Origin of the sequence: Adhaeribacter swui (assembly GCF_014217805.1) — a bacterium.
In the GTDB taxonomy this organism is placed as follows: Bacteria; Bacteroidota; Bacteroidia; order Cytophagales; family Hymenobacteraceae; genus Adhaeribacter; species Adhaeribacter swui.
Window position 1 is genome coordinate 4,462,535 of record NZ_CP055156.1, and the last position, 20,994, is coordinate 4,483,528.

Genomic DNA, 20,994 nt, shown 5'->3' on the forward strand with positions numbered 1-20,994 from the left:
CATGAAATTACGTAAAGTTCATTTAAATACCGCAGCTACACTGGAGCCGGAAGGGTCTGTGTTAATGATATATACTGGTGGTACCATCGGAATGGTGTTTGATAAAACCGGCCAACACCTGGTACCTTTTAAGTTTAACGAAATCATGGACAAAATGCCGGAACTGCGGCAATTGAACATTGATTTATCCCTGATTAGCTTTGCCCGTCCTATTGATTCTTCGGACGTAACCGATGCCGACTGGATTATATTGTCCTACATCATTCAGCAGAACTACGACGATTTTGATGGTTTTGTAATTTTGCACGGTACCGATACCATGGCTTACACGGCCTCGGCCTTATCTTTTTTGCTCGAAAATCTACAAAAGCCAGTGATTTTTACCGGGGCTCAGGTGCCCATTGGCAAGATGCGTACCGATGCCCGTGAAAATTTAATTACTGCTTTGGAGATTGCTACTTCTACCAGCCGGGGTATTTGCATTGTGCCGGAAGTGTGTATTTACTTCGGCGATCTGTTATTGCGCGGCAACCGGTCTAAAAAAGTAGAAAGCAGTCATTTTAATGCTTTTAAATCAACGAATTACCCGGTTTTGGCTCAAGCAGGTGTTGAAATAGAATACCATGCTAAAAACATCTTGCCTTTACCTAATGGCCCTTTTAAAGCGCACCAGAAACTCGATAACCGGGTAGTCCGTTTGCGCTTGTTTCCGGGCCTTTCGGAACACGTTATCCGCAACCTGGTACTTACCGAAAATTTGCAAGGAGTGGTGCTGGAAAGTTACGGCTCCGGGAATGCGCCTACTGCCAAATGGTTTTTAGATGCCATGGAGGGCGCTATAAACCGGGGTACCTTTATCGTAAACGTATCGCAGTGCGATGGGGGAAGGGTGTTTCAGGGAAAATACCAGAACAGCAAATACCTGGAAGAAATGGGCATTATTGGCGTAAGCGATATAACCAGCGAAGCCGCCGTTACTAAGCTCATGTTTGTGCTGGGCCAAAATCTATCCCCCGAAGAAACCCGCCGCCTGTTGCAAACTGATTTGCGCGGCGAAATGACGATGGAATAAGTTTTCAGTTGGTTAGTTCATTCTGATTGTAATTTCAATTAAAAAATTAAAAATTTTAAAAATAATGCCGCAGTTCTTAGTTCTGCGGCATTATTTTTTTACCGGAAAGCGGAAGTTGCTATTTGGGCTAAACCATAAGAGGCATGTATAATCAATTCTTTAACGCTCTTCCGCAGCAGGAAGAGCGTTAAAGAATTGATTATTGTTTAATAAATTTAAGAGTTTCGCCTTTGTTGTTTAACTGAAGATGAAATAAGTATAAACCCGCCGGTAGTTTCTGTACATTAACTTGAATCTGATTCGGGCTAATCTGTTGGTGCTTGTTTACCAACAGTTTTACTCCCTTGGCATCATTAATAATCGTATTTAAGGTAGTTACTGGTTCGGGTAAGTTCACCGTTACAGTAGAAATAACAGGATTTGGATAGAGTTCTAGCGTATTGGCGTTTTCCGATTCACCCGATTTTGATTCCTGGCTAGCTAAACGAACAATGCCCGCAGAAACGGTTACTGTGATGGCTTCTTCGTCGAATAAGGCCGGGGTGCCATTATCGGTTACTCTTATTTTAAAAGTGTAACTGCCTGCTGTGGCCGGAGTCCAACTGAATTTACCTGAACTGGCGTTAATACTGGCCCCCGCAGGAGCGCTGATTAAGGAGAAAATTTTATTTTGACCAACATCCGGGTCAGTGGCCAAAGCCGTAAACTGAAGTGGAAATCCTACCGTAGCATTTTTGTCGCCAATGGCTGCGAGTACCGGAGCATCGTTCACGTTGGTTACGGTAATGGACACTGTTTTGACCGTTGATTCCTGACAACCCCAAATTACTTTAAAAGTGAAAGAATCCTTTCCGGCAAAGTTGGTTTTGGGGGTATAAGTGCGATTAGCGCCTGTTCCGCCGCTTAAAGTACCGTTTTGCGGTGGGGTAACAATGCTATAAGATAGCGGAGTACCACTTCCTGAGCCGGTAAGCGTAATGAGTTTACTGGTTTCTTCTACGGTAGTAACACTTTGGGCATTGGCCATGGGATTAGCTTTGCGAATTACCAAACTGCCCAGGGGCTTACCGCCGTCGGTTTCCTGATCTAACTGTCGAATAACCATGAATGTGCCGCTTGCCGTGATTTTAAAAATAGTACCGCTGCTGAAGTATCCACCTTCCGGAGTTAAACCGTAAAAACTACCATCACTACCCTGGATTAAACTTCCGGTTGGTTGGCCACCATCATTATAAAAGTCCAGGTGATGAATTACCGTGTACACTCCACCGGCTGTAATTTTAAAAATAGTTCCGCTACTAAATAGGCCGCCCCGGTTAGTCATGCCGTAGAAGTTGCCATCTGTGCCCAGAACTAGGTCTCCGTACGGGTATCCGCCATCATTACTATAATCTAAATTCCGGAGCACAGTTAGCGTACCACTCGGAGTTATTTTAAATATGGTACCATAGCTTTTTGCACCTCCCTGGTAGGTCATCCCATAAAAGTTGCCGTCGGTACCTTTTATTAAACTACCGCGCGGACGCCCTCCAGTAGTTGAATTTTCTAAATGCTTTAACACGGTATAAGTACCCGAGGGCGATATCCGGAAGATGGTACCATAACCCTCAGTACCTCCCGTAGAAGTCATGCCGTAAAGATTAGTACCGCTTTGAATTAAACTGCCCGTGGGGTTTCCCCCATCAGTAGCGTAGCTCAGGTTACGTAACACCGTCAGGGTACCACCCGGGGTAATTTTAAAAATAGTGCCATAGCTACTGGTACCGCCGTCTTGGGTAGTGCCGTAAAAATTGCCATCGGCACCTTGTACCACACTGCTTTGGGGGTTACGACCACTTGTGCTTGAGTTAAAGGAATGTAGCGTGGAGTACGAATCGTTGCACAACCGGAAAAGCGTGCCGTATCCATAGGTTCCTCCGGAAGAAGTTAGACCATAAAAGTTGCCGTTTTTAGCTTGGATTAAACTTCCGAGCGGGGCTTGGCCTTTGCTGGATTCCGGAAAATGTGCCAGTACAGAATATGATCCGGAAGAAGTAACTCGAAATACAGTACCCTGGTCACCGGGACCACCAGATGAAGTCATTCCGTAATAATTGCCACCAGTACCTTGCACTAAACCGCCTCTAGGATAACGACCATCATTAATGTTATCTAGATTATGGAGAACCGTAAATTTTCCGTTGGCAGATATTTTAAAAATTGTACCGGCGCTGTTGGTACCTCCCTGGTACGTAGTGCCATAAAAATTGCCATCAGTACCTTGAATTAAATTTCCTTGCGCATAACCGCCATCGGTGGTGTAATTGAGGCTATGTAACACCGTAAAGGTACCATTTAAAGCCATCCGGAAAATCGTACCGTAACCGTTAGCACCCCCCTGGTAGGTAATGCCGTACAAAGAACCATTGCTACCTTGCACCAAACTACCTTGGGGGTATCCCCCCGAAATACTACTATCTAAGTGCCGCCGTATCGTAAAATTCCCGTTGGGTGTTATCCGGAATATAGTGCCGTAGTTGTTGGTGCCACCCTGATAGGTCAAACCGTAAAAATTACCATCGTTAGCTTTTACCAAGCTGCCTTGCGGATAACTGCCTGTGGTATTATCTAAATGTTTGATTACGGTAAACGCCCCTGTTGCTGATATTTTAAAAATAGTACCATAATTACTCGAACCACCCTGGTAGGTCATGCCGTAAAAGTTACCGTCGTTTCCTTGAACTAAGCTGCCTTGGGGATATCTGCCATCAATTTGTCCGTTAAATTTACGCAGTAAGGTAAAGTTGCCGGAAGGGGTTATTTTAAATACAGTACCGTACCCAAATGTTCCTCCGCTGTAAGTCATCCCGTAGAAGTTTCCATCAGTAGCCAGTAACAGGCTGCCTTGGGGGTTACTACCTGTTTCTGCGGAGCGCAGGCTTAGTAAAATTGTTATGGTACCGCTGGAAGTCATTTTAAAAATAGTACCGTCGTTGTAGGCGCCTCCTTGGTAGGTCATCCCATAAAAATTGCCATCGGGTCCTTTTATTAAGTTATCGTAAGGCGTGTAGCCGGATTGGGTAAAAGTTTTCTGCACATTAAAATTAGTGCCATTGCTTTTTATGCTGAAAGCAGTACCGGCTCCTTGTGCTCCACCAACCGAGGTAAGGCCTAAGAGCTCATCTTGGGCATATAGGTGCGGAAGAGGCAATAATAAGCCGCTCATAATTAAAGTAATAAAGGTAAGAACCCGGTAAAGAAAGTTCCGGGAGTTCTGGAATCTAGAATTAAAAATTATTATTCCTGAATTCAGGAAATCAACCCAAAATGCTATTGGTAAAGATGGTTTCATGATTTTTTAGTTTTAGGAGTTAAGAATTGATTAGTAATAGCGCCTGATAGAAGTAGGCTAAGCTGTTTTTTAATTTTTACGTTTTTAAAATTTTGTATTTCCAGCAGAGCTGGCTAGTAGCAGAAAACATGAAAACTTAGCTTGCTGCCTTATAAAGCAGAAAAGCTGCGAGATTGTAAAATGAAAATGGAGAAGATGCCAGAGGGAGCTTTAATCAATAATGTTAGCAAGTAGTATGCTGCTGAGAAAAAAATCAGCCAACCAGGTGTCCGGTAATAAGAAATATACTAGCAGGTAAGCACCTAAATAGGAGAAAATGAAATTAAGAATTGATCTTGTTTTTAACGACTGATAAATGTCTCAAAAGCAAGCTTAAAATGGATTAAGGTGGGTAAGGTATAGAAGTTTTTTAGTTTAAAAAATACTGATTTTTCAGTATTTTTTATCTGTAAGTTAATTGGTTACTTTATAATTTTTTAAGCTTTAGGTAAAGTAGGATTAAGTAGAAAGAAGAGAGTAATAAGATTAGTAAAAGGGGGATAATTAGTAATTTGCCAAAATATACTGAAATAGGAACCTAATTAAAAACAACATAAAATAACCCGTAAACTTGCTTGGATAAATTTTTATCTGTTTTTTTGCACTCCCATAAACAGAGAGGTGTCCGAGTGGTTGAAGGAGCACGCCTGGAAAGTGTGTATACCTCAAAAGGGTATCGAGGGTTCGAATCCCTTCCTCTCTGCTGTAATTAAATTAAAAAGCCTGTAAGATAAGTTCTTACAGGCTTTTTTGCTTCTATGGGTTTAACAATACTTAAACATTTTTATTTCCGGTAGACTTTAAATCTATCAAGCTTGACTGTATTATCTAGATTAACTGCCTCATTTTTCTAGACAAGTCAATCCTGCTTCTCCCGTAAATTTTTATAAAATTTAAAAATTAACTTTTACTAAGGTCTTCTTAAATCTTTTTTCGTCCTTTTCTGAAGAAGATTGGTCAGGCTGTTGGCAATCAAAATAATGCATTAACTGCTATGTGTGTAGATCCGTAGCAATATACCCTTTGGCGGCGCGTTGCGGTGCCCGGTTCACGTAGAATTGCAAATCGGTAGGAGCCCAGGTTGCCAGACCATCGACGTAGCGATTGAACATACAAAAGGCGGCGGCAATCAAAACCGTGTCGTGGATTTCCCGGTCGGTGGCGCCTAAATCGCGGGCTTCGGCTATTTGTTCGGAGGTTACTTTTCGGCCGCTTTGTTGCACGCTCGCAGCAATTGCCAGCAAGGCTTTCATTTTGTCCGATAAATCGGCGGCAGTAAAATTCTTCTTGATTTCTTCAATCGTTTGGATATCGCATTGTAAATAATGACCGGCCAAAGCGCCGTGCACGTGCTGACAAAAAAAGCAGTCGTTTAGGTAAGATACGTACGATCCGATTAATTCGCGCTCGCCGCGGCTCAGGGTATTATCATCCGACCGCAGGAGCGTTTCGGCTAAGGCATTTAGGTGTTTGGCCGTATCGGGCCGGTAAGCCATTAGACCCCGGATACCGGGTAAATCATTCTGTAAATCAATGTGGGCCATTTTTTTAAATTTTTAAGGCGGGTTGCGGAGTTACATAACCGTGTTCGGACAGGCGTTCGCCCATGGCGGCGTAAGCAGCAGCATCAGTGGGGGTTAGAGTAGCCAAGCCATCTACGTAGCGGTTAAACATACAAAAGGTAGCAGCTATCAATACTGTATCGTGGATTTCCCGGTCGGTAGCACCTAGGTCGCGGGCAGCCGCTATATCTCCGGGTAAAACGGCTTTGCCCAATATTTGCGTTTTGTGGGCAATGTGCAATAAGGCTTTTAGTTTGGGGCTAACCGCCGATTGTTGCATATCCGCCAAAACTTCGTCTACGTGGTGAGAATCTTCCGGGCTGTATAAACAACGGGCTGCCGCCGCGTGGCTGTTGCGGCAAAACATACAGTTATTTAAATGCGATACGTAGGTAGCAATCAGTTCCCGGTCAGCGGCCGAAAGCGGCGACTCGCCCCGCAGTAGCACTTGCGCCAAATTATATAAATGTTGTCCGGTGTCGGGCCGGAACATTGCCAATGATCGAATACCCGGTACTCCTTCCGGAACGTTAATGTGAGCCATAATTCTTTTTATTTTAAATATTTAGTAAATCAATTAAGGTAAGCGTTGTTTATTTTTTACTGTTGTTCTACCGGAAACTCGATGGCTGAAAAGAGCCAGCATTAAGCTCCCAGCAGAACAACAGATTTTGAATTTTGGCTTGGAATGAGCCAGGTAAAGGATTGATTAACCAGTTTGCAATAAGTTTTGCCGGTTGCCTTTTGGGTAAAAATTTTAAAAATTTACTTTATCAGCTTCTCCCGGGAATAATACTTTATCTATTTTCAAAATTTTCACAAAGCCTCAATGCTATGTATTTAGAGTTAATTCCCGTTTATCTTGCAGGAACAATACCACTAGCAAGCCTATCAGAAAAACCAGGGAAAACAGGAAAATAGCATTGCCGTAGCCGCCCAGCTTAGAAACCAGGATACCCACCAACAAAACCGCCGAAGCGGTAAACAAGCGGCCAATGTTAAAACAAAAACCGGTGGCAGTAGACCGGATGCCGGTGGGGAACAATTGCGGAATATACACCGACAAAACGCCCTGGCTTAAGCCAAAAAACAAAGCCAGCACCATAATCTCCGCGTAAATAATGGGCGTAAAAATCAGGTTCGTTTTAAACAGAACGAATGACAGCACCGTGCACACGCCAAAACACAACACCAGCGATTGCCGCAGCCCCAGAAAACGGATGAGCCAACCCGACAAAAAGCCGCCGCTTAAACCGCCTATTCCCAAAAACATCATGCTAAGTCCGCGCTCTTGCGGTGCATCCGTGGCAATCAGGCTTTGCACCCAGGTAGGTAACCACGAGAATATCGCCCATAATCCAATGAGCATGGCACCAAAAGTTAAAGAACCCCGAAGCAAAGCAGACCGGTGCGCCCCGGAAAACAAGGTGGTTAAAGGTGGGGCAGATTGGTGGTTTTGAAGGCGGTAAGCCAGCCATTTATCGGATTCGTGCACGAACCAGATGCCCAGCAAAGCCAGGATTAAAGGTACTAGTCCGATTAAAAAACCTGCCCGCCACGATGCCACGGTGTAATTGAGCAAACCCGCCGAGAAAATACCCACCGGAAAAGCAATGGACAAAATACCCGTGTAAATGGCCCGGCTACGGGCCGGCCAAACTTCGTTGAGCAAGGTAAACGAAACCACCAATACGCCGCCTACTCCAAAACCACTGAGAAAACGACTAAGCACCACCACGCCCCAGGTAGGAGCCAAACCTGTAGCCAACGTAAACAAGCCATAAAATGCAATAGCCAGTAGGAGCGCCTTCTTACGCCCAAACTTATCGCTGATTACTCCCCAGGAGAAACCACCCAAAGCCCAGCCGAAAATAAACATGGCGTTAATGTAGGCACTAACATCGCTGCCAACTTTAAAACTAACACCAACCTGCAAATCTGTAGTTACTACCGGCAGATACACGGCCATTAACGTAGAAACCGTGCCGCCAAGGGCACAACTGATAAAACATAGCAAGAACAAAACAGTCCGGTAGCGTTGCCCGGTGCGTTCTTGCGGAGTAGCTATTGGAGTATTTAATACCGTCGTTTCCATGTGCTTATTTTAAAAGGTCGTTGAAAATAATAGACACGTGGTAGATGGCCCCAATCGCCGGAGAGCCGTAGGCCTGGTACACCCGATTATTAAATAAATTGCTGGCGCCTATTTTTAAAGTGGAGTTAGCCTTCGGTAACTTTTTGCTGATCTGGGCATCTACCAACGAATAGGCATCAATGCGGCCGGGGCGGTTGCCATTAAAAGTGCCGTACCAGTCGAAAGCACTTTGCCAATGCCAGGCCAGGTTAAAACCAAAATCTTTAAAAACGTTGGGGTTGCCTAAAGTTAAATTGGTGCTGTACTCCGGCGTATTGAAAGCCGCAATGTTGTTGCGGTTCGCATTTTTTAAATTAAAATCGGCCCAGGTAATATTACCACCCACATTGTAGCTTTTGTTGAGCAGATAAGTCAATGATAAACCGGCACCCTGCGCTGATACTTTATCCGGAGCATTGGTATACAACTGAAACGCGTGCACCTTGCCGTTCAGAATATCGGTAGCCGCGTCGAAATTTATTTTACCACTCGCATCGTACACGTTATTTTGAGGCTGAATCACGACCGTATTTAAAAGAAAATCGGTGTAGGAACTGTAGTAGTAATTCACATCCACCAGTAATTTACTAGCTAAGTAACTTTTGTAACCCACCTCAAACGCTTTTTGCTGTTCCGGTTTGATGTAAGCGACGTCCGATTTTTGCAATAAATTTAAATTTTCGGAAACTGCTTGCGGGAAAGGTTTGCCACCGCCCAGGGCTGCCCCGAAAGCGCCCCCGAATGCCCCCACCGAAGCAGCCGTGAAGGAATTTTCGTACACGTTTAAGCCCCGGCTGTTCTTAGGTGCTCCTCCCAAAATAGTAATAGGCCCTACATTTAATTTAATAAATTGATCTACAGGAGTTGGATTGCGGAAACCAGTTTGGTACGATGCCCGGAAGTAATGCATCTTATTGATCGCATAAACGCCGGAAAAGCGGGGCGTAAAGTTGCCCTTAAAGTTTTCGTTTTTGTCGTAGCGCAGCGAGGCGGTTAATTTTAATTTATCTTGGAACAGTTTTTTAGAAGCCTGCACAAAGCTTCCGTATTCTTTAATGGTAATTTTCTGATCTTTATCGTCGAACAAGCTGCCGTTGGTAAACATATCGTAGTACCGGAAACTACCCCCGGCCAGCAACTCTACCACTTTAGTAAACTTGGTAAAATCGTATTGTCCTTCGGAATGGTAGAACTTACTGTTACTAAACACGCCAGCCCCGCTTAAACCGTAATTATGAATAGAAGCATCTTTGGCCTGATTAAAAGCCGCTGTACCGGGTAAAAACCGGCCTTGATCAGCAAAAGCGCGGGCCGCCGGGTGGTTATTGGCCGTTACGCCAGTAGCGCTGCCGTTGAATGCATAGGCGTAACGCGTAAACCATGTGTCGTCGGCTTGGTTGGGCGCTACGGTTTGCCCATCCAGGTTTTGCACCCAATCGCGGTTAATAAACTGCGCCAGCGAGCGGGTGTTGTACGAATCGTGGGAGTTTTCGGATACGGCGTAGCTGCGCAGGAAAAAATTGCTGCCTTTTAACTCGGCCCGGTGCGTTTGCAGCACAAAATTATTTAAATCAAAACGGCTGCTGCCGGTATAACTGGCGGTGCCGCGGCCAAAATTATATTGATAAATGGCTTCCAGGTTATTCGAAATCCGGTAATGTAACGCACCATTTAGTTTCAGGCTGTACACATTATAATTCATCAAATCTTTTTCTTCGTAACCTGTGCGCGATACCAGACCAATACCCGGTAAAGTGCGGGATACTTCGTCGCCGTAAATATTTAAAGCATCCCGGCCTGGGTTGTTTGGTCCGCGTTGCGCCGGAGCGGTTTGGGCACTCACATCGGTAAAATTAGTGGCGTACCAATCTACCCCAGATAAATAAGAAGCGTTGAGTTTAAAGGCGAACCGGTTGTTAAAAGCTTTGGCGTAGCGGGCGGCAAAATCGTACAAACCTTTGGGCTGTACTTCGTTTTCGCCGATGTGGTTGAGACCAGCTTTGGCTTGTACCGTTAAACCTTGGTAGGTAAACGGATCTTTGGTGCGCATCGACAGCAGTCCATTAAATGCCACTGGGCCGTACAAAGCCGAAGCTGCACCCGGTATAATTTCCACGCTTTCCACGTCAATGTCAGAAGCGCCAAACTGGTTGCCCACCGAAAAGTTTAAACCGGGCGTTTGGTTATCTACGCCGTCTACTAACTGCAAGAACCGGGAATTGCCGGTACTGTTAAAGCCGCGGGTATTTACCTGTTTGTACGTGATGCTGCTGGTTACCGCTTCCACGCCTTTTAAATTTTGCAGGCCGTCGTAGAAAGTAAAAGAAGGATTTTCTTGAATGGCCTGGGTAGTCATTTTCTCGATGCTCACCGGCGATTCCAGAATGCCTTCATTCACGCGGCGAGCCGCAAAAACCATTTCGTTGAGCTGTACCGACTGGGGCTGCAAAGCAATATTTATTTCCTGACCAGAAGAGGTGACTGCCACTTCCTGCCGCTCAAAACCCACCGATGTAATGACTAAGTTGAATGGCAATTTTACTTTTGGTACCGAAAGGTTAAAGGCACCCTCCCGGTTGGTGATGGTACCAATTAAATTATCTTTTACCGAAATACTCACGCCCCGCAGCGGTTCTTTGGTAGCAGCATCGGTAATGGTGCCGGATAGTTGGGTATCTTGCGCGAATAAAGTAAAAGTGAAAAAGGTTAGATAAAGGAGTAGGATTGTTTTCATTTTAAATGTTTTTTAAAATTCTTTATTTTTTGAGGTGATCATAACCTTGGGGCAAGCGGGTATAACCGTGGACCACGAGGCGTTGGGCGAGCTGGTCATAGAAGGCTGGTTCCGCTGGCAAAGCAGTAGCCAGACCATCGACATAGCGGTTGTAGAGGCAAAACAAGGCAGCGATCAACACGGTATCGTGAATTTCCAGATCGGTAGCTCCGGCGGCTTTAGCCTGGGCAATAATTTCGGGTGTTACTAATTGGCCGCTTTGGCGCACTAAATCCGCAATGGTGAGCAGCACCTTCATTTTAAAACTCAGTGGCGCGGTAGCTACATCTTTTTTTACTTGTTGGGTCAGGTGCGGATCGCCGTGCAGCAAATCAGCGGCAGCGGTGTGGGCGGTGGTGCAAAACGTACATTCGTTACCCGACGATACTACTGTAGCAATGAGTTCGCGCTCGGCTTCGGTGAGCGTAGAAGGGCCACGGAGTAACAATTGAGTTAAATGGCGGATAGGTTCGGCGGAGTCTTGCCGGTATTCGAGCAAGCCGGTAATACCCGGCAAGTGCGCTTCCAGAGGAATATAAGACATGAAATACAATTAAAATAAATGATACAGATAGCAGCCCCCAAAACCGCTGCTATTTTTAACAGCGCAGTTTAGCGGCAAGCAAACAGAGGCGAATAAGCTGGCCAAAGCAAATTGTTATAAGCAGCAGACTATAATAGCCGCTGACAGCAACAATTAACAGCAACTAATACCAGAATAGCATTATGGCCTTACCCGGAATACAGGTAGGTAAAGCCAAATTCACCTTACTGGGTAAAATCCGGCAGGTTATTCGCGAAAGCAGAAAGAAAGAATTAACCACGGTTTTCCGGCGGCTTGCCGGGAACCTCTAACGCTCCTGGAACGGGCGATGGAGAAAGATAGGAAATATAAGTACTGGCTGTTGCTAGAGGTGCAGCAAACTGATAATCTAGGGTTTTAAAGTCGTACTCGCTAAAAATACCACTTTTTTTAATAGTACTACCCGTTTGGTTTTTCTTGCTTTGGGGCAGATCGTTTACGTGTTTTGTATAAGCATTGCGGGCTTTACTTAAACGCTGCGTTACCCGGTTAGGCAAACATTGCAGGTAAATGGTATCTCTTTCAATCTTGCGCTTTACGTAGGTATATAAAACGCCTTTTATTTCTACTTGCCCGTCTACCCGTTCGTAATCGGGCCGGTCGGCAATGTAGGGTACCGAAATCGGAATTTTAAATTGAATCAGCTCACTTTCCCGGTACTGGTTCAAATCCAGTTTTGTAATCAGGTTGGTATCTGTTTGGTAAATAAAATATTGAAAAACGAGGGAGTAGCCAGCTATGTTAAATAGATGAATCGCGAGTAGACCAATGGCAAAGAATCGTCTCACTAAAGCTGGCTGAATGGATGTAGGTGTATCTTGGCTAAATCTAATATTTTTTTATAATATTAAAATATATTTTATAGTTATTTTATTTTTAAAAAAGCTAAATCTTACCGTATAGGTATTTTAGGCTTTATAAAGGATAAATAAAGCCTGACTAAAGAGTATATCTATTTTATTCAGGACTACTTAAGTACTTCTTAGAATAGATAGAATCATCCCTGTATAAAACCGTTTACTTAATTATTAAAGATTAATTTTGTAGAGCGAAACTCGCTTTATTAGCCTTAATCGTATATTAAAATAGGGATGAGTAGATGATGCATTGATTTTTACAAATTCCTGCCTTTCGGTAGATTTGGTTACATTTTTTTTGTGCTTTTAAGAAGCCACTCTTATTATAAAAGCACTACTAACACTCTTTAATAATTATCTTTTTTAAAAAAATACAAAGTATAACCCAGATCAAGCGCGTAATATTGCTTAAAGCCAAGTTTAACATACCAAGGTAGATTTTCCTGGGTTGACGTTTCTAAGTAAACAGGCCGGTTAATAGAAAGACTATCTTGTATAAGTTCGGTTAAAAGTTGAGTGCCCAATCCTCGGCCCTGATAGTTTGGGTGCACTCCAATAAACCATAAGTAGGTAATTGGGTTGGTTGGGTGGAGTTTCTTAATCACAGCTTCGCGGCGCAGCGTTTTCTTTAAATTCAGAAGGCCCACACAAACAAAATTAGCTTAATATCCAACCAAATGGCTTTAAACGTAGTTTGTTTTTTATCCGGGTATAAAATTAAAGCACAGGCTTGCCGGTCGTTGGAGATAAAAACGCATCCAAATCGATAGCACATCTCAAAGGCATAATCCATTAAATACCTAATTCTCTTTAATTGGTTTTTACCTGTTTTTACTATATAATGAACACTCTTATTCGCGGCAAAAGCAGCGGTAAGTATATCTACCACCAATTGCTTATCGCGGTAATTTGCTTTTTCCATAGAAAAACGGCTAAGTAATAAATGTAAAATTTTAAAAATTTGCTTTTCAGGCCTAATCTAAAGCGTAAACCAGTAAAAGAAATGCAGTAGAAATAGTATTTTGCTGGAAGCAAAATAATTTTAAAAAGCGCCACGGCTATGCAGCAAATTTCCACAATCCTTTTAAGTGCCTCGTTGGTTCGGCTGGTTGGTTTTTGCTTTTTATTATTCCCGTTCCTGGTTAAAGCCCAGGATGCCGTTCGTCCGGGGCAATTTACGGTAGAGCCGCCTACTTTACTGAACTTAGGCTTTGATTGGTCCATCACCGGCGACGACAACCGGAATGCTACCGTACAAGTTGCCTATCGTCCGAAAGGAGCAAACAAGTGGATCGATGCGCAGCCCTTGCTTCGGCTAGGAGGGGAGCGGGTAATCCGGGAAACAGAATACCTGGATTATACGGTGCCCCATGCATTTGCCGGTAGCATTCTGGATCTGGAACCCGGTACCGCTTACGAATGCCGCTTCACCATGACCGACCCCGATGGCGTACTGGGCGAAGCGACGAAAGTAGTTACCGTACAAACCCGAACCGAGCCCCAGCGAGCGCCGCAAGGCCGGGTTTTGCACGTGTACCCGCCCGATTGGAAAGGGGCTAAACAAGAACCGGCCTTTACGGGATTAAAGGCAGCTTACTACGGCTCCGGCTTAGGCGATTGGTCGGTGGTGAGTGAGCGCAAAGTGCAGCCCGGCGATATTATTCTGGTACACGCGGGTTTATACAAAGCCGACCGCCTGAATTACGTAGAACCTCACGGCATTCCGTTTGATGGCACATACGTTTTAACCGCCAAAGGCACTGCCGACAAGCCTATTGTAATTCGGGGAGCTGGCGATGGCGAAGCTATTTTTGATGGGGCCGGCGCCCACCGGTTATTCGATGTAACAGCAACAACGCACCATATTTTTGAAAATTTAGTAATCCGGGACACCGATGTAGCTTTTATGGCCGGGCAAAAAGAAGTATTGGGAGCTACCGACCTCACGGTGCGCCATTGCCGCATTACAGACGTAGGCATTGCCTTAACTACCGAATATGCCGGGTCTAAAAACTTTTACATTGCCGATAATCTGATTTTGGGCCGCGACGACCGGCACCATTTAGTAGGCTGGGCCAACCCGGGACAATATGCGGCTACTCCCCTTAAAAGTTATTTTGCTATAAAAGTATATGGGTCCGGCCATGTAATCTGTTTTAATGCGGTGGCTTACTTTCACGATGCCATTACGGTATCTACTTACGGTACCCCGGATCCGGAGCAAAAAGCCGTAGCCATTGATATTTATAACAACGACATTCATGTAATGGTCGATGATTTTATCGAAGCCGATGGTGGGGTGCACAACATAAGGGTAATGCGGAACCGGGGGGTAAATGCCGCCCAATGTGGCTTGAGCGCCCAGCCAATATTTGGCGGACCGGCTTATTTTATCCGGAATGTACTATACCATATTCCCACCGGCTGTGCGTTAAAATTCATGTCGAAACCAGCCGGTTTAATAGTTTACCATAACACGTTTATTTCGGAGAATGTAAATCCGCAAACGTTTTCTAATGCCCACTTCCGGAACAATTTGTTTTTGGGCACCGATGCTCCCCAGCGGCCCATTGTTATTTTCCCGAATGCTACCGCTTATTCTACTTCGGATTACAACGGTTACAGGCCTAACCGCAATAGCCCGGAGCAATACCGCTGGGTTTCGCCGGACAAAAATCAACTCCGCGATTATACCCGTACCTTAAAAGATGCGCAATCTTTTCCGGATTTAAGCAGCCTCACCAAAAGTAGTGGCCTGGAAAAGCACGGCGTGGAGCTGGATTATACTATTTTTAAAAATTTGCCGGCGCCGGATGCAACTAAACCTCACGCTATTTACCACGCCACCGATTTCTCGTTTCAGCTTAAAGCCAAAAGCAAGGCCATCGATGCCGGCGAAATTTTACCTAATGTAAATAATAACTTTAAAGGCAAAGCCCCGGACTTAGGTGCCTTGGAAGCCGGTCAACCAGAAACCATCTACGGGCCCCGGGATTTGCAAAGCCGCCCGTTTTATCGTTGATATTGCTGATAAACCGGGCTGGTTAGCTTGTTTGATAATTTAAGCTAGCTTTAATCTGATGGCTAAATAATAAAGAAGAAATCTACTCTGTAACTGTTGGAAATTTTTACCTGCTTAGAATAAAATAGTAGCTGGTAGCCAAATTTTTAAAAATTTTATAATATTGTAAATCAATTATTTATAAGTTGATGTTAATTATAACTTTAAAGGCAGACGTTAGTTAAAGGTAAGCCGGCTAATTCGCGGGAGTAGCCGGAAAAATAGAAACCGGAAAAAATAATACGCTTTGTACTTCTTTCTGTTATTTTCTATCCATAAATTCAATTTTTTAAAAATTCACTTATCCCTACCTCAAATCAAACATGAAAGAAAAAGAAAAAACAACGACCGGCCGTCGCGATTTTCTTAAAACCAGTGCCCTGGCTGTAAGCAGCTTTTTTATTTTCCCCCGGCACGTACTCGGTAAAGGATTTATTCCGCCGAGCGATAAACTCAACATTGCGGGGGTAGGAGTATCGGGCAAAGGATTTTCGGACGTAAATAACGCGTACAACAACGGAGCCAATAACATTGTGGCTTTGTGCGATGTGGATTGGAACTTGGCCAAGGAACAATTTGAAAAACACCCGAAAGCCAAGCGCTACAAAGATTTCCGGCAGATGCTGGAAAAAGAAAGAAAAAATATTGATGCCATTACCGTTTCTACTGCCGACCATACCCACGCTTTGGTAGCTTTGGCGGCCATGCAGTTAGGCAAGCACGTTTACGTGCAAAAACCCTTAACCCACAACATTTACGAAGCGCGCTTATTAACCGAAGCCGCCCGGAAGTATAAAGTGGTAACCCAAATGGGAAACCAGGGGGCCTCGAACCCGGCGCAGCAACAAATGATAAAATGGTTTAACGACGGTGTAATTGGCGATGTGCATACCGTACACGTTTGGACTAACCGTCCGGTGTGGCCGCAAGGCATTCCGGTACCGCAACCAGCCGGGTCGCCGCCCGATACCCTGGATTGGGATTTATGGTTAGGGCCAGCTACCAAGGTAGGTTATACGCCGGCTTACCATCCATTTAAATGGCGGGGCTGGTGGAATTTTGGTACGGGTGCGCTTGGCGACATGGGCTGCCACCTTATCGATCCGCCTTTCCGGGTGCTGGGCTTAGGTTATCCCACCGAGGTAGAAGCCAGCGTGGGTTCGGTGTTCCTGAAAGACTGGACTCCCGAATATTTACCCGAAGGAGCGCCGCCGTCGTCGCATGTGCAATTAAAGTTTCCGGCTACTTCTAAAAATAAAACCCCCATTACCATGACCTGGTCCGATGGCGGTCTGCGCGCTTTCCGTCCGGAAGTAATTCCGGCCGATGCCGAACTAAGCGAACCAGATGGCAGCAACGGCGTATTTATGGTTGGTACCAAAGGCGTAATTAATTGCGGTACCTATGGCGTAAACCCCAAAGTTTTCCTGAACAACGGGCAAGTAATAAACAGCAACGGCGAAAGTTCCAATACAAATCCATCAGTACCGGAGTGGGGCCATAATTTAGCCTGGCAGGAAGCCTGCAAGGCCGGGTTCAACAGCGCCAAACACAAAGCTTTAACTTCTTCCTTCGACTACGCCGGTCCGCTTACCGAAACTGTATTGATGGGGAACCTGGCAATCCGGAGCTATAACCTGCGTACCCCAACCGCCGATGGCAAGGGCTTTAATTATCCGGGTCGCAAAAAACTGTTATGGGATGGCGCCAAAACCCGCATAACTAACTTCGAAGAAGCGAACCAGTTTGTAAAACGCGAGTACCAAAACGGCTGGAAACTGGCTTAATCAGTTGTGATTTTTTAAATTTTTAACAAAGCGGTTAGTGTTAAACCCCGTGTAATAGCATTAACCGCTTTGTTTTTTATTTCGTATCAGGTAAAAGCAAAGCAATAATTATCTCTAGCTACTTATAAGAAACCTGCTGTTTTTAGGTTATTATGGTGTAGAATTGAAAATATTTTAAAAATTTCGGCTCGATTTCCAGAAATGTTAATCAAGTAAAAGGCCAACCCTTTAATACATTTCTATGGAAATTCTTCTCAGTAATTTACCCAACCCATTTGCCTATTTTATGCCCGTTTTTGCTTTGCTTATTGTGGGCGAAGCCTACATCAGTTATCGCGAAGATCGGGAATTGTACAATTTTAAAGATTCCGTAGCCAGTACCTGGGTGGGCATTGGGGCCGCCGTATTTAACACCCTTACCAAAGCCTACCAAATTGGTTTTTTCTTTTTGTTTTACGAATTGTTCGAGCCGGTGCGCCTAAAGTACCTAGGCTACGATAACTTAGGCTGGGCCTGGTGGGTGTGGGTGCTTTGCGTAATCGGCGACGATTTTAATTTTTACTGGCATCACCGCTTTTGCCATACCATCCGGTTGTTTTGGGCAGCCCACGTGGTGCACCATTCTTCCGAAAAATTTAACTTAGGCACCGCTTTTCGTAACGGCTGGACCATCTTTTTGTATAAGCCCATTTACTGGATCTGGATGCCCCTGCTGGGTTTTCACCCCATCATGATTGCTTTGTGCATGTCGTTTAATTCGATTTATCAGTTTTTTTTACATACTACCTTAGTGCCACGTTTGGGTTGGCTGGGCCAAATTTTTAATAATCCCTGGGTGCACCAGGTGCACCACGCCCGCAACATCGAGTACCTAGACCGCAACCACGGCGGCATTTTACTGATCTGGGACCGAATATTCGGTACTTATTTAGACAAAGATAAAAACCTGGAAACGCAATTTGGGGTATTGCACCCGCCTACCGGACACAACCCAATCACGCTAAATTTTCATGAGTTTAATGATATCTGGAAAGATGTTAAGCAGGCGAAAACCTGGCGGGAACGCGTGATGTACGTGTTCGGCCCCCCGGGTTGGAGCCCCGATGGTAGCCGCAAAACTGCGAAGCAATTACAACAAGAATGGCGCGCTAATCAGGAAATTCCCGTGCCGGCTGATGCTGAAATACATCAATCCGTTTAATGAATACCCGGTTTTATGAATACCCGCCAGCTTAAGCTGGCGGCAATGCAAGGCAGTCAGGTAAGTAAACTATATTACAGTATGCGTATTGGATGAAGTTGCCGGGCAATTTTCTGAATGATTTCTGCACGGAGTTTTCGGATTTTCACCGGCAAGCTTTTGGCGGGTGAGCTTCTCCGTGGAAGTGTGAGGTAGCTTATAGCATTTAGATTTTAAAATTTTTAAAATTCTACCGTAATCTTGACGGGCTCTACTATCTCCTCGTTTTACAACAGCTAATTAAACCCTCCTTTCATTTTACAATTTTCCTTCCTTAAAACGGCTCCGGATTAAGCCGCAAACGCGCAGTTGTTTTGGTAATAAAGAATTCTTCTCGGAGTGCCAACTAAACCGGGAAAAAGGAGTATGCATTTTTAAATTAAGCCAGAACCTACTTGAAGAAGGCGTTTGGGTTGGTACTCCTGCTCATTCAGGTATTCCCGTGTACTCCGGCGTTAAAAGATAATCATGAATAATAATTACGCCTTGATTATTGCGCAAACTGCTTTTCACAGCGGCAAGGCCATTGAACATGAATTTGATAGCAGCGGGATCGACCTAAACTTCCGGGAGTACGTTTTTTTAAATTTTTTATTTACCGGCCAGGAATTAATTCAGCAGGATTTGGCTGAAATTTTAAAAAAAGACAAATCAGCGGTGCTGCGCTCCATTGATGTACTGGTAAAAAAGAACCTGGTAACGCGGATACCGCACAGCCAGGACCGCCGGAAAAAGAAATTGCAGCTTACCCACACCGGCACCAACCTGTTTAAAAAAGCACAAACCATCGCCGAAAAAGTTTTTGCGCAACTACAGCAAGGTTTAACCCCCGAAGAGATAGCCACTTTTACGAAAGTAGCTTTGCACATGCAACGTAGCCCAAAATCCGAAAATTTTTTAACAAAATAGTTGACTGTTTCAACCAATTTTAGATTGGGCAGTATAAGCAAAAGAAAATTAAAGCCAGGTATTGAAAGCTAATTAGTTAAGTATAAAAATGCAGGTATAAAATCTACTCCGTTTTTTAACCTTAATTTTAAACCGCCTAACCCTAAATCCAGCAGAGTCAACCTATGGCTTGCTTTTCGGCTCTTATCAAAACAGTTAAATTTAAAAATTACCCTATGTTCTACCCGTACTTTCTTTTTAATCGTAGATGTTTCCCGGTTTTATTTTTGTGCTTGGGGAGTTGGTCCGCGTTAGCGCAGTCTACGGGTACACCCACTACTTTTTCTATCCGGGATTGCATTTTATACGCGCAGCAAAATAATAGTAATTTAAAAGTTTCGCGCCTGGATGAACGCATTGCCCAACAGCAAACCAACCAGGTAAAAGGACGCGGCTTACCGCAAATTAACGCGAATGGCAGTTTCGAAAACCGGTTAAAAGTACCCTTATTGGTTATTCCGGGCGGTTTCGGGGGCGGAGTTTCACCTGATTCTTCGGGTAGCAATACCGGCGATAACGCTAATGGCAAAGGCATCCCTTTGGGTTACAAATACAACTCAGCTTTAAACGCCGAAATTACCCAGATGATTTATGATCCTTCGTTTTGGGTAGGCTTAAAAGCTGCCCGGTATTCGAGCCAGTTGTACCAGCAAACTACCCAGCAGGTAACCGAAGAAACCGCTTATAACATTGCCAACGCATACTACCAGGTAATTGTGGCTCAGAAACAATGGCAATTACTGCAATCTAACCTAAAAAGTACCCAGCAAATATTGGCTACCACGGAGCTGCAGTTCCAGAACGGTGTTGCCCGAAAGGTAGATGTAAGCCGCCTCCGGGTAAATGCTAGCAACCTGCAATCGCAAATTCGGCAAGCCGAGCTAAATATGCAACAAGCCCTAAACGCTTTAAAATTCCAGATGGGTATGTCGCTGAAAGAGCAGGTGGTACTTACCGATACTACCTTAACTTTTAACCAAACCGAAGTAGTTGGTACCGATGCGCCGGATAATTATTTTGAAAACCGGATTGAGTACAAAATTTTAAAAACCAACTTGGAACTACAGAACCTGGATCGACGCAACATTTCGTCGGGTTATTTCCCGTCGTTGCGGGCTTTCGCCAATTATGGCTACCAGGGCCAGGGCGCCGATTTTGGTTTTTTTAGAACCCCCAATAACGGCTGGGTCGATTATACGACGTCGTCGGTGGGCTTACGCTTAAGCATTCCATTATTTGATGGTTTACAGCGCTCCGCGCAGGTGCGGCAGAGCCGGTTACGATTTCAGCAACTAGAAGAAAACATGCAGCTTACCAAGCAAAGCATTAACCTGGAAGTATCAAACGCTTTAACTCAATACCAAAATACCTTACAGCGCATCCAGGCCGAACAAGATAATGTGGCTTTAGCCCGCGAAGTGTATGATGTAACGCAACTGGAGTTCCGGGAAGGAGTAGGCTCCTCCACCGATTTAGTGGAGGCCGAAACTTCGTTGCGTCAGACCCAAAATACCTTTATTACTACTTTACTCGATTGGTATACCGCCCGCCTGGACTTGGAAAGAGCCAAAGGCACCTTAATGGACTACCTCCAATCAAATTAAAAA

15 protein-coding genes and 1 tRNA gene are annotated in these 20,994 nt (G+C 44.6%); 7 read left to right on the forward strand and 9 right to left on the reverse strand.

Annotation, left to right across the window (positions count from 1 at the left end):
• Position 1: 1 nt before the first annotated feature.
• Positions 2–1,072, forward strand: a complete 1,071-nt coding sequence (locus tag HUW51_RS18695) for an asparaginase (protein WP_185271154.1) — start codon at positions 2–4, stop codon at positions 1,070–1,072.
• 199 nt (positions 1,073–1,271) lie between these two features.
• Here the strand turns inward: HUW51_RS18695 and HUW51_RS18700 are convergent, their stop codons facing one another.
• Entirely contained in the window at positions 1,272–4,277 is a 3,006-nt protein-coding gene (locus tag HUW51_RS18700) for a choice-of-anchor tandem repeat GloVer-containing protein (RefSeq protein WP_185271155.1), read from the reverse strand.
• Between the two features lie 780 nt (positions 4,278–5,057).
• Between HUW51_RS18700 and HUW51_RS18705 the strand changes: the two genes are divergently transcribed.
• Positions 5,058–5,145: transfer RNA gene (locus tag HUW51_RS18705), tRNA-Ser, on the forward strand.
• Between the two features lie 289 nt (positions 5,146–5,434).
• Here the strand turns inward: HUW51_RS18705 and HUW51_RS18710 are convergent.
• The 8 genes from HUW51_RS18710 to HUW51_RS24635 all read right to left on the reverse strand — a co-directional run bounded on the left by HUW51_RS18710 (position 5,435) and on the right by HUW51_RS24635 (position 13,273).
• Complete coding sequence (locus tag HUW51_RS18710; protein ID WP_185271156.1) at positions 5,435–5,986, reverse strand: carboxymuconolactone decarboxylase family protein; 552 nt, start codon at positions 5,984–5,986, stop codon at positions 5,435–5,437.
• A 4-nt stretch (positions 5,987–5,990) separates the two neighbouring features.
• Positions 5,991–6,548, reverse strand: coding sequence for a carboxymuconolactone decarboxylase family protein (locus tag HUW51_RS18715; RefSeq protein WP_185271157.1), 558 nt, complete (start codon positions 6,546–6,548; stop codon positions 5,991–5,993).
• A 288-nt stretch (positions 6,549–6,836) separates the two neighbouring features.
• Positions 6,837–8,099: an MFS transporter gene (locus HUW51_RS18720; protein ID WP_185271158.1), complete on the reverse strand. Its 1,263-nt coding sequence runs from the start codon at positions 8,097–8,099 to the stop codon at positions 6,837–6,839.
• A gap of 4 nt (positions 8,100–8,103) precedes the next feature.
• Complete coding sequence (locus HUW51_RS18725; RefSeq protein ID WP_185271159.1) at positions 8,104–10,872, reverse strand: TonB-dependent receptor; 2,769 nt, start codon at positions 10,870–10,872, stop codon at positions 8,104–8,106.
• 22 nt (positions 10,873–10,894) lie between these two features.
• Positions 10,895–11,455: a carboxymuconolactone decarboxylase family protein gene (locus HUW51_RS18730; RefSeq protein WP_185271160.1), complete on the reverse strand. Its 561-nt coding sequence runs from the start codon at positions 11,453–11,455 to the stop codon at positions 10,895–10,897.
• Between the two features lie 272 nt (positions 11,456–11,727).
• Entirely contained in the window at positions 11,728–12,282 is a 555-nt protein-coding gene (locus HUW51_RS18735) for a hypothetical protein (protein WP_185271161.1), read from the reverse strand.
• 416 nt (positions 12,283–12,698) lie between these two features.
• Positions 12,699–12,998: a GNAT family N-acetyltransferase gene (locus HUW51_RS24630; protein WP_228466727.1), complete on the reverse strand. Its 300-nt coding sequence runs from the start codon at positions 12,996–12,998 to the stop codon at positions 12,699–12,701.
• Positions 12,986–13,273, reverse strand: a complete 288-nt coding sequence (locus HUW51_RS24635) for a hypothetical protein (RefSeq protein WP_228466729.1) — start codon at positions 13,271–13,273, stop codon at positions 12,986–12,988. The genes HUW51_RS24630 and HUW51_RS24635 overlap by 13 nt, the downstream gene beginning before the upstream one ends.
• Positions 13,274–13,411: 138 nt before the next feature.
• On the opposite strand from HUW51_RS24635, the gene HUW51_RS18745 reads away from it, so the two are divergent.
• From HUW51_RS18745 to HUW51_RS18765, 5 genes are all read left to right on the forward strand, one after another.
• Entirely contained in the window at positions 13,412–15,373 is a 1,962-nt protein-coding gene (locus HUW51_RS18745) for a right-handed parallel beta-helix repeat-containing protein (protein ID WP_185271162.1), read from the forward strand.
• A 362-nt stretch (positions 15,374–15,735) separates the two neighbouring features.
• Positions 15,736–17,199, forward strand: a complete 1,464-nt coding sequence (locus HUW51_RS18750; protein WP_185271163.1) for a Gfo/Idh/MocA family protein — start codon at positions 15,736–15,738, stop codon at positions 17,197–17,199.
• A 241-nt stretch (positions 17,200–17,440) separates the two neighbouring features.
• Positions 17,441–18,400: a sterol desaturase family protein gene (locus HUW51_RS18755; protein WP_185271164.1), complete on the forward strand. Its 960-nt coding sequence runs from the start codon at positions 17,441–17,443 to the stop codon at positions 18,398–18,400.
• A gap of 507 nt (positions 18,401–18,907) precedes the next feature.
• Positions 18,908–19,348, forward strand: coding sequence for a MarR family winged helix-turn-helix transcriptional regulator (locus HUW51_RS18760; protein ID WP_185271165.1), 441 nt, complete (start codon positions 18,908–18,910; stop codon positions 19,346–19,348).
• Between the two features lie 272 nt (positions 19,349–19,620).
• Positions 19,621–20,991, forward strand: a complete 1,371-nt coding sequence (locus HUW51_RS18765; protein WP_228466732.1) for a TolC family protein — start codon at positions 19,621–19,623, stop codon at positions 20,989–20,991.
• Positions 20,992–20,994: the final 3 nt, after the last annotated feature.